General features: G+C 66.5%; 10 protein-coding genes. 3 read left to right on the forward strand and 7 right to left on the reverse strand.

Features of this window, described 5'->3' with window-relative positions; genetic code table 11:
- Positions 1–113: 113 nt before the first annotated feature.
- The 7 genes from PV764_RS04000 to PV764_RS04030 all read right to left on the reverse strand — a co-directional run bounded on the left by PV764_RS04000 (position 114) and on the right by PV764_RS04030 (position 8,031).
- Positions 114–1,478, reverse strand: a complete 1,365-nt coding sequence (locus tag PV764_RS04000) for an NAD-dependent succinate-semialdehyde dehydrogenase (RefSeq protein WP_019185855.1) — start codon at positions 1,476–1,478, stop codon at positions 114–116.
- Between the two features lie 116 nt (positions 1,479–1,594).
- On the reverse strand, positions 1,595–2,440 hold the full coding sequence (locus PV764_RS04005; RefSeq protein WP_019185856.1) for an ABC transporter permease subunit: 846 nt from the start codon (positions 2,438–2,440) through the stop codon (positions 1,595–1,597).
- Positions 2,437–3,348, reverse strand: coding sequence for an ABC transporter permease subunit (locus PV764_RS04010; protein ID WP_019185857.1), 912 nt, complete (start codon positions 3,346–3,348; stop codon positions 2,437–2,439). The genes PV764_RS04005 and PV764_RS04010 overlap by 4 nt, the downstream gene beginning before the upstream one ends.
- Positions 3,345–4,478, reverse strand: a complete 1,134-nt coding sequence (locus tag PV764_RS04015; RefSeq protein ID WP_019185858.1) for an ABC transporter ATP-binding protein — start codon at positions 4,476–4,478, stop codon at positions 3,345–3,347. The genes PV764_RS04010 and PV764_RS04015 overlap by 4 nt, the downstream gene beginning before the upstream one ends.
- Before the next feature lie 164 nt (positions 4,479–4,642).
- Complete coding sequence (locus PV764_RS04020) at positions 4,643–5,749, reverse strand: polyamine ABC transporter substrate-binding protein (protein WP_046272012.1); 1,107 nt, start codon at positions 5,747–5,749, stop codon at positions 4,643–4,645.
- 132 nt (positions 5,750–5,881) lie between these two features.
- Positions 5,882–7,276 carry a glutamine synthetase family protein gene (locus tag PV764_RS04025; RefSeq protein WP_019185860.1) on the reverse strand — a complete coding sequence of 465 codons (1,395 nt, stop codon included), beginning with the start codon at positions 7,274–7,276 and terminating at the stop codon, positions 5,882–5,884.
- Positions 7,273–8,031: a gamma-glutamyl-gamma-aminobutyrate hydrolase family protein gene (locus tag PV764_RS04030; RefSeq protein ID WP_399621443.1), complete on the reverse strand. Its 759-nt coding sequence runs from the start codon at positions 8,029–8,031 to the stop codon at positions 7,273–7,275. The genes PV764_RS04025 and PV764_RS04030 overlap by 4 nt, the downstream gene beginning before the upstream one ends.
- A 196-nt stretch (positions 8,032–8,227) precedes the next feature.
- Between PV764_RS04030 and PV764_RS04035 the strand changes: the two genes are divergently transcribed.
- The 3 genes from PV764_RS04035 (at position 8,228) to PV764_RS04045 (ending at position 12,755) form a co-directional block, all read left to right on the forward strand.
- Entirely contained in the window at positions 8,228–9,514 is a 1,287-nt protein-coding gene (locus PV764_RS04035; RefSeq protein WP_421116217.1) for an NAD(P)/FAD-dependent oxidoreductase, read from the forward strand.
- 185 nt (positions 9,515–9,699) lie between these two features.
- Positions 9,700–11,277: an MASE1 domain-containing protein gene (locus PV764_RS04040; protein ID WP_421116218.1), complete on the forward strand. Its 1,578-nt coding sequence runs from the start codon at positions 9,700–9,702 to the stop codon at positions 11,275–11,277.
- A 131-nt stretch (positions 11,278–11,408) separates the two neighbouring features.
- Positions 11,409–12,755: a diguanylate cyclase gene (locus PV764_RS04045; protein ID WP_421116219.1), complete on the forward strand. Its 1,347-nt coding sequence runs from the start codon at positions 11,409–11,411 to the stop codon at positions 12,753–12,755.
- The last annotated feature ends 56 nt before the right edge of the window (positions 12,756–12,811 follow it).

Genomic DNA, 12,811 nt, shown 5'->3' on the forward strand with positions numbered 1-12,811 from the left:
TAGTGCCGGCCGCTGGCCGGCTCCTCCGGTGGCATGACCCTCATCTGATGTTCGCGGCCGTCCGGGGCATGGGCGTGAGCCGGCCAGCGGCCGGCACTACCGGGTTCATGGCGTCAGGCGACGTAAACGGTCTTGATGTTCATGAACTCATGGATGCCATGCTCGGCGAGTTCGCGGCCGAAGCCGGAACGTTTGCTGCCGCCGAAGGGCAGCCGCACGTCGCTCTTGACGATGGCGTTGACGAAGGCGGCACCACATTCCAGCTGCTGGGCGATGGCTTCGCCACGGGCCGCATCGGTGGTCCACACGCTGCCGCCCAGGCCGAAGGTGGTGTCATTGGCCACGCGCAGTGCTTCGGCGTCATCGGTGACGCGCAGGATCGCGGCGGCCGGGCCGAACAGTTCTTCGTCATACGCCGGCATGCCGGGGGTGACGTTGTCCAGAATGGTCGCTGGATAACCGGCATGCGAACCAGCCACCGGCTCGCCACCCAGCAGCAGCTTCGCGCCTTTGGCGATGCTGTCCTGCACCTGCTTGTGCAGCTCATCGCGCAGGTCCGCGCGTGCCATCGGGGCAAGCGTGGTGTTCTCGTCCTGCGGATCCCCGTAGACGCGCTTGCCTGCAGCGGCGACGAACTTCTCCACGAACGCATCGGCGATCGCATCGACCACGATGAACCGCTTGGCCGCGATGCAGGTCTGTCCGCTGTTGTCGAAGCGTGACTTCACTGCTGCAGCCACCGTCTTTTCGAGATCGGCATCGTCCAGCACCACGAAGGCATCGCTGCCGCCCAGTTCCATCACGCACTTCTTGAGCTGGTCGCCGGCGTTGGCCGCGATGGAGCGCCCGGCGCGCTCGCTGCCGGTCAGCGTCACCGCCTTGACCCGCTTGTCGCGCAGCACTTCGGCGGCCTGGTCGTTGTCGATGTGCAGCACATCGAACACGCCTTCGGGCAGGCCGCCGTCGCGGCACACCGCCAGGATCAGGTCGGCGCACTGCGGCACGTTGCTGGCGTGCTTGAGCAGGGCCACGTTGCCGGCCATGAACGCCGGCGCGAGGAAGCGGAACACCTGCCAGATCGGGAAGTTCCACGGCATCACCGCGAACACGCAGCCGATCGGCTCATAGCGCACGTAGCTGCGCTGGGCTTCGGTATCGATCAGCTGCGGCTTGAGGTAGTCAGCGGCGTGGTCGGCGTAGAACTCGCAGGCCTCGGCGCATTTTTCGATCTCACCCAGCGCCTCCACCTTGAGCTTGCCCATCTCGGTGGTCATCGCGTGCTGGATGTCGCCCTTGCGTTGGCGCAGCTGGGCGGCAATCGCGCGCAGGATCGCCCCGCGCTCCTGCAGCGAACGCGCCGCCCAGGCCGGGAACGCCCCGGCAGCTGCCGCCAGGCGCTGCTCGACCTCCTTGGCGGTGAGCAGTTCATGGCGATACGTGACCTGGCCGGTCGCGGGATTGATGATGTCAGCGGTCATCGCGGGTCTCCGAAAGTCAGACCCGCATTGTGCGCCCGGCCTCGTGAGCCGGATGTTGCCGGATCAGGGTGAACGCCGCGACACAGCGTCGCAGCAGCGCCCTGCCCCGGCACCGTTCAGCTGGGGTCCTGCAGTGCCATCTGCATGTCACGCTGGCGGCGCTTTTCCGCCCGGGCGGTGATGTACCAGCCGACCACCGCCGCGATCGACACCGCCAGCACCATCAGGGTGGCCAACGCATTGATCTCCGGCTTGATGCCCATCCGCACCGAAGAGAACACCTTCATCGGCAAGGTCGTGGAGTTCGGCCCGGCCACGAAGCTGGCGATCACCACGTCATCAAGGGATAGCGTGAACGCCAGCAGCCAGCCGGCCACCAGCGCCGGGGCGATGATCGGCAGGGTGATCTGGAAGAACACCTTGAGCCGGCTCGCGCCGAGATCCATGGCGGCCTCCTCCAGCGAGCGGTCCAGCTCCTGCAGCCGCGAAGACACCACCACGGTCACGAAGGACAGAGTGAAGGTGACGTGCGCGATCCAAATGCTGGTCACGCCGCGGCTGGGAAAGCCGGGGATGCCGCCCATCGCCACCAGCAGGGTCATCAGCGAGAAGCCCAGGATCACTTCGGGCATCACCAGCGGTGCGGTGATCAACGCCCCGAACAGGGTCTTGCCCGGGAAGCGGCGCATGCGGGTCATCACCATCGCGGCCATCGTGCCGAGCACGGTGGCCGCGCAGGCCGTCCAGAATGCGACCTTCAGGCTGATCCACAGCGCATCCAGGATCTGGCGGTTGTTGAACAGCTCACCGTACCAGCGCGTGGAGAAGCCCGACCAGACCGTGGCCAGCTTGGAGGCGTTGAAGGAATACACCATCAACAACAGGATCGGCAGGTACAGGAAGGCGAAGCCCAGCCCGAGCAGGCTCCAGCCCAACCAGCGGTTGCTGCGCACCATGCTCATGCCAGCTTTCCTTCCAGCTCGCGCTGCTGCATGCGGTTGAACAGCAGGATCGGCACCAGCAGCAGGGCCAGCATCACGATCGCCACCGCCGAGGCCGTCGGCCAGTCGCGGTTGTTGAAGAACTCGCCCCACAGCACGCGGCCGATCATCAGCGTGTCCGGCCCGCCCAGCATTTCCGGGATCACGAATTCACCCACGGCCGGGATCATCACCAGCATGCAGCCGGCGATGATGCCGGTGCGCGAGAGCGGCAGCGTGATCCGCAGGAAGGCCTGCCACGGCTTGGCGCCGAGGTCGTAGGCGGCCTCGAGCAGGCGGTTGTCCAGCTTGACCAGGTTGGCGTACAGCGGCAGCACCATGAACGGCAGGTAGCAGTACACGATGCCGATGTAGGCTGCGGTCGGGGTGTACAGGATCTGCAGCGGTGCATCGATCAGGCCCAGCTTGAGCAGCAGCTGGTTGAGCAGGCCGTTGCGGTCCAGGATGCCGATCCACGCATATACGCGGATCAGGAACGAGGTCCACGAGGGCAGCACCACCAGCATCATCGCCACGTTGCGCGCGGCCGGGCTCATCCGCGAGATCACATACGCCATCGGATAGCCGATCAACAGCGTGAGCAGGGTCGAGATGACCGCGATCTTGATCGAGCTCAGGTAGGCCAACAGGTACTGGTTGTCCTTGACCAGGGCCGCATAGCTGCCCAGGTTGAGCTTGAGCGAGAAGGCGCCGTCCACGTACTCCAGCAGCCAGGTGTACGGCGGTGAGCCGACCTGGGTGCGCGCGAAGGAGATCATCAGGATGATCACGAACGGCACCGCGAAGAACAGCAGCAGCCACAGGTACGGCGCGGCGATCACGCCGGCGCGCGTGCCCGGGAGCCAGCGCTTCCAGCCGGTCGCGCTCATGAGGTCAACACCACGCCGTCGTTGTCGCGCCAGTGCACCCAGACGGTATCGCCCCAGGTCAGGCCATCGCTGGCCCAGCGCTGCGAATTGGCGAAGTTGGACAGCACCTTGGCCCCGCTCGGCAGGCGCACATGGAATACCGAGTGGCTGCCGAAGTAGGCGATCTCCTCGATCACGCCCTGCGCCTTGTTGGTGTCGCCGGCCGGTTCGTCCTTGCCGATCATCACCTTCTCCGGGCGCAGCGCGAAGGCTACCGGCTGGCCTTCGTAGCCGGTGATGCCGTGGGCGACGTAGATCGGCGCAGGGAACAGCGGCGTGCGCACCGTGACGTATTCGGGCAGGTCCTCATCGAGCACCCCGTCGAACAGGTTCACCGAACCGATGAACTCGGCCACGAACCGGTTGGCCGGCTGTTCGTAGATTTCATCCGGCTTGCCGACCTGCTGGATCCAGCCGGCATCCATCACCGCGATCCGGGTGGCCATGGTCATGGCTTCTTCCTGATCGTGGGTGACCATCACGCAGGTCACCCCGGTGGTCTCGATGATGTTGACCAGCTCCAGCTGCATCTGCGAGCGCAGCTTCTTGTCCAGCGCGCCCATCGGCTCATCCAGCAACAGCAGCTTCGGGCCCTTGGCCAGCGACCGCGCCAGCGCCACGCGCTGCTGCTGGCCACCGGAGAGCTGGTGCGGCTTGCGCTTGGCCAGCTTGGTCAACTGCACCAGCTCCAGCATCTCGCCGACACGGCGATTGATCGCATCGCGGGCCATGCCGTCCTGCTTCAGGCCGAAGGCGATGTTCTGCTCCACCGTCATGTGCGGGAACAGCGCATAGGACTGGAACATCATGTTGATCGGGCGCTGGTACGGCGGCAGCGCGTTGATGCGCTGGCCGTCCAGGTCGATGGTGCCCTGGGTGGGGGTCTCGAAGCCGCCCAGGCAGCGCAGCAGCGTCGATTTGCCGCTGCCCGAGCCACCCAGCAGCGCGAAGATCTCGCCCTTGCGCACGTCCAGGGTGACGTCGTCGAGCGCGACGAAGCCGTCGAACTCCTTGCGCAGCGCGCGGATGGACAGGTAACCCGGTTCCAGGACCGGGAGGACCGCGCCTTCCGGCTTGGCTTCAAATGGCATGGGGGGCGGCTCCAGGAGCGGCGGCAGGACGGGGGGAGCATCCCATTTTACCGGTGGTGGCCGCGTCATGTGCTACCCGGCGGGGCGGCCCGCGTTGCCGGCCCCGGACGCACGCGGCCCCCGAAACGACGACGCCGGCGCGGGGCCGGCGTCGCAGGGGGCACTCAGCGCCCGGTTTTCACCTCGGTCCACAGCCGGGTGTAGAGCTTGTCCACCTCCGGCGTGTTGATCGAGTAGGTGAACATCTTGGCCGCCACATCGGCCGGCGGGTAGATGGTCGGATCGGTGCGGATCGCCTCGTCCACCAGCGGCGTGGCCGTGGTCACCGGGTTGGCGTAATGGATGAAGTTGGTGTTGGCCGCGGCGACCTTGGGCTCGAGCAGGTAGTTGATGAAGGCGTAGGCGGCCTCCGGGTGCTTGGCATCCTTGGGGATGGCCAGCATGTCGAACCACTGCGGGGCGCCTTCGCGCGGGATCGAGTAGGCCACGGTCACGCCGTTGGAGGCCTCGGCCGCGCGGTCGCGGGCCTGGATGATGTCACCGGACCAGCCCACCACCAGGCAGGTGCCGCCGTTGGCCAGCGAGCCCACGTACTGCGAGGAGTGGAAGTTCTGCACGTACGGGCGGATGGTCTTGAGCAGCGCGGCGGCCTTCTCCAACGTGGCCGGATCCTGGCTGTGCGGATCCTCGCCCAGGTAATGCAGCGCGATGGGGATCATGTCCGACGGCGTATCCAGGATCGTGATCCCGCAGTCCTTCATCTTGGCGATGTTTTCGGGCTTGAAGATCAGGTCCCAGCTGTTGGCGATCTCGGTGCTGCCGCCGAAGCGCTGCTTGAGCAGTTCCACGTTGTAGCCGATGCCGGTGGTGCCGATCATGTACGGCACGCCGTATTCGTTGCCCGGGTCCTGCTGCGCGATGCGCTTCATCACACTCGGGTCGAGATTGGCCAGGTTCGGGATCTTGCTCTTGTCCAGCGGCAGGAACACGCCGGCCTTGATCTGGCGGCCGAAGAAATTCAGCGTCGGCACGACCACGTCGTAGCCGCTGTTGCCGGCCAGCAGCTTGGTTTCGACCATCTCATCGCTGTCGAACACGTCATAGGTCACCTTGGTGCCGGTGGCCTTCTCGAAGTTCGGGATGGTGTCTTCCGCGATGTAGTCGCTGTAGTTGTAGACGTTCAGCACCTTGGCGTCGTCCTGCTTGTCACCGCCGCCACAGGCGGTCAGCACGGATACGGCAATGCCGAGGGTGAGGATTCGCAGCTTCATCGGACTCTCCACAGGTCAGGTGCGAGTTGGGGGGAACCGGCCGGACCGGCGCAACGGGTGCCAGCCTACCGGGCATGCCCCCATTTTCCCAGCACACGGCCCTCACGGCCATGCCGGATGTGGTGCGTGGGGTCAGACGTTGAGCAGCAGGAACTCGCGTTCCCAGGAGCTGATGACCCGGAAGAAGGTCTCGTATTCCTTGCGCTTGACCGACACATAGGCGCGGCAGAAGCGCTCGCCGAGCATCTCGCGCAGCGCCGGGCAGCCTTCCAGCCCGTCCAGCGCCTCGCCCAGCGAGCGTGGCAGGTCGTAGCCCAGCTCCTTGGCGCTGCCGCTGATCGGGGCGGTCGGCGAGCCCTGCTCGCGGATGCCCAGCAGCCCGGCGGCCAGGGTCGCGGCGATGGCCAGGTAAGGATTGGCGTCCGAACCGGCGAACCGGCTTTCCACCCGCATGTTCTCCGGCGTATCCAGCGGCACCCGCAGCCCGCAGGTGCGGTTGTCGAAGCCCCAGTGCACGTTGCTCGGGGAGACCTCGCCGAACATCAGCCGGCGGTAGGAGTTCACGTTCGGCGCGAAGAACGCCATCGCCGCCGGCACGTACTTCTGCAGGCCGGCCAGGTAATGGCCGAACAGCGGACTGAAATCCTCACCGCCGTGCTCACCGCTGAACACATTGCTGCCATCGCTGATCCGCAGCAGGCTCTGGTGGATGTGCATCGCACTGCCCGGCTCGTTCTCCATCGGCTTGGCCAGGAAGGTGGCATAGATGCCGTGGCGCATCGCCGACTCGCGCATGGTGCGCTTGAACAGGAACACCTGGTCGGCCAGGTCCATCGCATTGGCGTGGGTGAAGTTGACCTCCAGCTGCGCGGCGCCGGATTCGTGGATGAGCGTGTCCACGTCCAGCTTCATCGCGTCGCAGTAGTCATACATCAGATCGAGGATCGGATCGAACTCGTTGACCGCGTCGATCGAGTACGACTGGCGCGCCGTCTCCGGGCGACCGGAACGGCCGGCCGGCGGCAAGAGTGGGAAATCCGGGTCGGTGTTTTTCTGGACCAGGAAGAACTCCAGCTCCGGGGCCACCACCGGGCGCAGGCCGAGCTCGGCATAGGCGTTGAGCACCCGGCGCAGCACGTTGCGTGGGGCCAGCTCGTGCGGCTCGCCGGTCTTGGTGAAACAGTCGTGGATGACCTGCGCGGTGGGATCGGTCGCCCATGGCACCATGCGGACGGTGTCGGCATCCGGGCGCAGGATCATGTCCGAGTCCGAGGGCGAGGTCAGCTCGTAGTAGTCGTCCGGGAATTCGCCGGTGACGGTGGTGGCGAAGATGCCCTCCGGCAGGCGCGTGCCGTAATCGTGCGAGAACTTGTCGGCCGGAATGATCTTGCCGCGCGCGTTGCCGGTGATGTCCGGCACCAGGCACTCCACCTCCGTGATGCGCCGGTCCTTGAGCCAGCGCAGCAGCGTGCTCTCCTGCGGAACAGGCTTGGGGGCGGCTTTGCGCGAACGCGTTCGGGTGGTCATGACCGGTCTGCTGTAAGAGAGTTGCGGCGACAAGCATCGCCGAAAGCGTGAAAAATGCTGTGATAGAACCGATTGTCGGCCACCCGCCACTCAGGATGCCACTGCACCCCGAGCACGAAACGGTGCGCGGTACTGCGCGCCGCTTCGATCAGCCCATCCGCGGCGGTGGCCTCGACCCGCAGCCCGTCGGCCAACCGGTCGATGCCCTGCCCGTGCACGGAATTGACCGTTACCGTGGGCGCCCCGGCCCAGCCGGCCAGCCAACCGCCTTCGGACAGCTGCACCGCATGTGCAGGACCATACTGCACCTCGACCGCCGCCTGCGGGTCTTCGCGATGATCGCCCAGGCCCGGCACCTCGTGCACGCGCGGATGCAGGCTGCCGCCGAGCGCCACGTTCAATTCCTGGAAACCGCGACAGATCGCCAGCACCGGCAGATCGCGGGCCAGCGCTTCATGCAACAAGGACAGCGCGTTCGCATCGCGCGCCGGGTCATGCCGATTGCCCGGCCAGCTCGGCGGTCCCCCATACAGATGCGGCTCGATGTTGCTTACCGCGCCGGTCAGCAGCAGGCCCTGCAGCCGGTCCAGCCAAGGCGCGGCCGGCAGCGGCGGTTGCAGGCTGGGCAACAGCACCGGGGTGACGCCGGCCGCCTCGACCAGCGCTCGGATGTACTTTTCACCGGCCGCCGCGAAGCGGTGATGGCCCAGCATCGTGCTGTCGGTGGGCAGGCCGACCCAAGGGGGCGAGACCATGCGTCATGCTCGGATGACCTGCAGCCACGTTACCCCTGCGCGCAGATCCCGCGCAACTCAGCGCCGCCTCGTCGGCGCGCGCCCCCTCACACGCCGGGGGCAGACGCTGCGACAGACTGCCCGCTGTTACGCGCCTCGGTTGCTGGCATCCTTTGTCCATGATTCCTGACCTGTCCATCGCCCGCCGGAGCCCGGCATGACCACCGCCGGCGAGGCGCACGCACCCAGCTGGTACGCCGACAGCGTGGCTGATGCCCCGCTGCGTGGGCCACTGGCCGGCGATCTGAACGCCGACGTCTGCGTGCTCGGCGCCGGTTACACCGGCCTCTCCGCCGCGCTCACCCTCGCCGAACGCGGGTATCGCGTCGTGCTGCTGGAGGCCCACCGGGTCGGCTGGGGGGCCTCAGGGCGCAACGGCGGCCAGGCCATCGTCGGCTACGGCTGCGAGGTGGACACGCTCGAGCATCTGGTCGGCGCCGAAGATGCGCGGGCGCTGTTCGAGTTCTCGCGCGACGGCATGCGCCTGCTGCGCGACCGCATCGCCCGCCACCAGATCGACTGCGACTGGCGCGACGGCCACGCCAGCGTGCCGATCAAGCCCCGCCAGGAGCGCATGCTGCGCGCCGGGCTGATCGATCTGGCCCAGCGCTACGACTATCCCCTGGAGTGGTGGGACCGCGCCCAGCTGCGCGGGCAACTGGACAGTCCGCGCTATCGCGGGGCCATGTTCGATCCTCACAGCGGCCATCTGCATCCGCTGGCCTACGCACAGGGCCTGGCCCGTGCCGCCGAGGCAGCCGGGGCGGTGATCCACGAGCAGTCGCCGGTACTGCAGTTGATCCGGGGGACCCGGCCGCAACTGCGTACCGCGCACGGCACGGTCAGCGCCGATCACGTGGTGATCGCCGGCAACGCCTGGCTGGAGGGCATCGCGCCCGAGCTGGAATCGCGGATCATGCCGGTCGGCACCTACATCGGCGCCAGCGCGGTCCTCGGGCAGGCGCGGGCGCAATCATTGATCCGCAACGACATGGCCGTGGCCGATGTCAGCTGGGCGCTGGACTATTTCCGACTGAGCCGCGACCACCGCCTGCTGTTCGGCGGCCAGGCCAGCTACTCCGCCCTGCCCCCGCCCGGCCTGCGCGGGGTGATGACCCGGCGCATGCGCGCGGTGTTCCCGCAGCTGGCCGACGTGGAGCTGGAGTACGTGTGGGGCGGTTATGTCGACATCACCCGCAACCGTGCCCCGCACTGGGGCCGGCTGACCCCGAATGTCTATTTCGCGCAGGGCTTTTCCGGCCACGGTGTTGCCGCTGCGGGCCTGGCAGGCCAAGTGCTGGCCGAGGCGATTGCCGGGCAGGCGGAGCGGCTGGACGTGTTCGAGCGTATCCCGCACCGCCCTTTCCCCGGCGGGCGCCTGCTGCGGACGCCGCTGCTGGTGGCGGCGATGTCCTGGTACAAGCTGCGCGATGCGTTGTGGTAAGGGTTCAAGGGGCCGGCATCCTGCGTGTTACAGAAACTGAACTGGCGCGAACCGGTGCCTGAGATCCGGCCGCGATCCCGCAATTGCACGATCGGCCTTCTGTCGATACCGTCAGCATGGAACGGATGCTCGTGCGGAATCGGCACTCGCCCTGGGATTTCCCACCGGCGAGATGGGAGGGGGTCGTGGGACTGCAGTGGTCGAACGAAGGTTTTCATCTGAATCTACGTATCCAACCGGCCGGATGGATCCTTGCGGTGGTGTACGCCGTGGCCTGCTGGGGCGCTCGGAAAATATCCCTCGACCAGTTTTACCTGCCGGCCGGCGTGCGCGTTGCCGCACTGCTGATCTGCCCACCGCGACTGTGGCCTTACCTCCTCCTTGGGGAGTACGCCTACTTTGCGCAGATGCGCGTTCCGATGATCGGTAAGTATGGCTGGCTATGGGTCGTCCTTGGTTCGGCGTTCCTCATGCCCGCCGTGGCGATGATCGTTCGTCTACACCGCAGGATGATGGCAGGTACTACCGACATCTGGCTGGTGTCCGTCGCGATCGCTTCCGCCGCTGCAGCCACTACGATCAATATCACAGCATCGCACCTGCTATGGCCGGTACCCCCCTCCATTCCGCCGCTTAGCGGCGCAGCCCGCATGTTTCTGGGCGATTTCATTGCCATCTTGACCGTCGCGTTGCCTGCGCTGCTCTGGACACGTCGGCGGAGTGAACCAGAGTGGTCGAGGCGCTTCACGGTGCCCACCCTGGCCGCCATCGGGCTGACCCTTCTGCTCGGACTGTCGGCCACCGTGATGGCACCGGAAACCGCTGGTGCCAAGGCCAGCGTGCTGCTGTTGATGGCGCTGCCTGCGATTGCGCTCACGTGCATGCATGGATGGCGCGGAGCCGCCATCGGCGTTCCGCTGCTGAACCTGATCATCCACATGACGACGCCCAGTTCCGGCCATCCGGAATCCTTCGACGCGGAGACCTTCGCCACGCAGCAGAGCATGGCAGTGCTCAGCATCGCGCTCCTGGCGCTGGGCTCGAGCATCAGCTATTACCGCCAGCAGTACAGGGCCCGCGCGCTGGCCGAAGAAGCGGCCCGGGCGCTAGCCAGAACGTCTCAGATCTCCACGGAAATGCACCTCAAAGAGCGCGCGCTTCATCTGAGGGAAATCGGCGATGGAATCGATGCTTCACTCAGCCAGGTGATGACATGGCTTCAGTCGCACGGTCACCACGACACCGCCACTGACCTGCTACGTGCATCGGCGAAGCACGCACGACAGTTCCGCGAACAGACCAGCCTCCTCTATCCAACCTCGCTTGAGCAGCTCGGCCTTTATCTGACCATGCAGACTGGCGGTCTTCGCCAGGCCTGGGAAGAAACGCATCGCGTAACCCGTCCACGCCTCGCCGGCAATCCCTGTCATTTGAGTGTGGAACTGCAATTGGCGGCCTATCGGACGTTGAGTGATGCTGTGTCTCTTCTGCTGGGGCAGGAAACCGGTCAGCTCAGTATCCAGACACGTTGCGGCCGCGTGCGGGAGCAGCGCGGAATCGTCATGGTGGTGGCACTGCTGGACAGAGGCCGCGCGCTCTCGTGGGCAACGACGGACCTGGCGCGTGAGCAGCTGACGGCACGCGTGCTTGCCCACGGCGGGAGAGTGCATTGCCGCCACAATCGCATCAGGATTCTGCTGAGGGAGACCGCCCTCCCCGTCCCGCAACGGAGTGAAACGCTGCTGCGCACGGGTTGCGCATAGCGCCTGCCTGAGCGGGCGACGGAATGTCCAGGCCTTCGGCGAGCACGGACGGAACGCGTCGACCACCCCTAAAGTTACGCGTGAAACCGCCGCTACCAGTCCCGACCCACTCGGAACCGAGCGTACGCCTCATGCCGGCACTGTTGCAGGGCGCTGTCCTCAGCGACCCCGGTGATGCCCTGCCCCAGCGGATCCTGCTGGTGGAAAACTCGCGCACGTTCACCAGCATGCTGCGCGAAGCGATCGAGCAGCGGCTGGAGCTGCCGGTGTCGGTCGCGACCAGCCTGGCCGAGGCCGGGCGGTTGCTGGACGAGGAACAGGGTTGGTTCCTGGTCCTGACCGGCCTGGTGCTGGCCGATGGTGACCGCGATACCGTGGTGGACTACTTCCTCTCACGCGGGTTGCCCACGGTGGTGGTCAGCGGCGTCTACGACGAAGACTTGCGCAAACGGGTGCTGCAGCAGCAGATCATCGATTACGTGCTGAAGAACACGCCGGGCAGCATCGATTACCTGGTGTGGCTGGTACAGCGGCTGGAGCGCAACCGGCGGATCGCCGCGGTGGTGGTGGATGATTCGATGTCGGCACGGATGTACGCCGCCTCGCTGCTGCGCATGTACGGGCATGATGTCTACGAGGCGGCCGACGGTGCCGAAGGGCTGAAGGCGATCGAAGCGCACCCGGCGATCCGGCTGGCCGTGGTCGACCAGGAGATGCCGGGCATGGAGGGGGTGGAGTTCACCCGCCGCCTGCGCACGATGCGCTCACGCGACAAGCTGGCGGTGATCGGGATCTCCGGCAATACCGACCCATCGCTGATCCCCCGCTTCCTCAAGAACGGCGCCAACGACTTCCTGCGCAAGCCCTTCTCGCGCGAGGAGTTCTTCTGCCGCGTCTCGCAGAACGTGGACCAGCTGGAGCTGATCGGCACCCTGCAGGACCTGGCCACCCGTGATTTCCTGACCGGCCTGCCCAATCGCCGCTGCTTCCTGGAACAGAGCCAGCGCCAGCTGCCGCAGCTGCACCTGGATGGCGAGAAGGTGGCGGTGGCGATGATCGACATCGACCACTTCAAGCACATCAACGATACCCACGGCCATGAGGCCGGCGATGACGCGCTGCGCGCGGTGGCCGCGGCGGTCGCCCAGCACGCGCGCCAGGAAGACCTGATCGCGCGCTTCGGTGGCGAGGAGTTCTGCCTGCTGGTGCCCGGCATGGATGAAGAGCAGGCCGTGCACTACTTCGACGAACTGCGCCAGGCCATCGCCGCGCTGGAGGTCGACCTGGGCCACACCACGCTGCGCATGACGGTGAGTATCGGGCTGTGCTGCCTGCGCCCGCAGCGCGACTCGCTGCACCGGCTGATTTCCGAGGCCGACCGCCAGCTGTACCTGGCCAAGGCCGGCGGCCGCAACCGGGTCCACTGCGCCACCGTGGCCACCGGCCCACGCCAGCGCGAGCCTGCCCTGGTGCCTTGATCGAGATCAACGCGGCCCCGGCCGCGACTGCCTAGAGTCGCCCCCAGTTGAACAGC

This window comes from Stenotrophomonas sp. AS1 (assembly GCF_048957655.1).
Taxonomy (GTDB): Bacteria; Pseudomonadota; Gammaproteobacteria; order Xanthomonadales; family Xanthomonadaceae; genus Stenotrophomonas; species Stenotrophomonas bentonitica_A.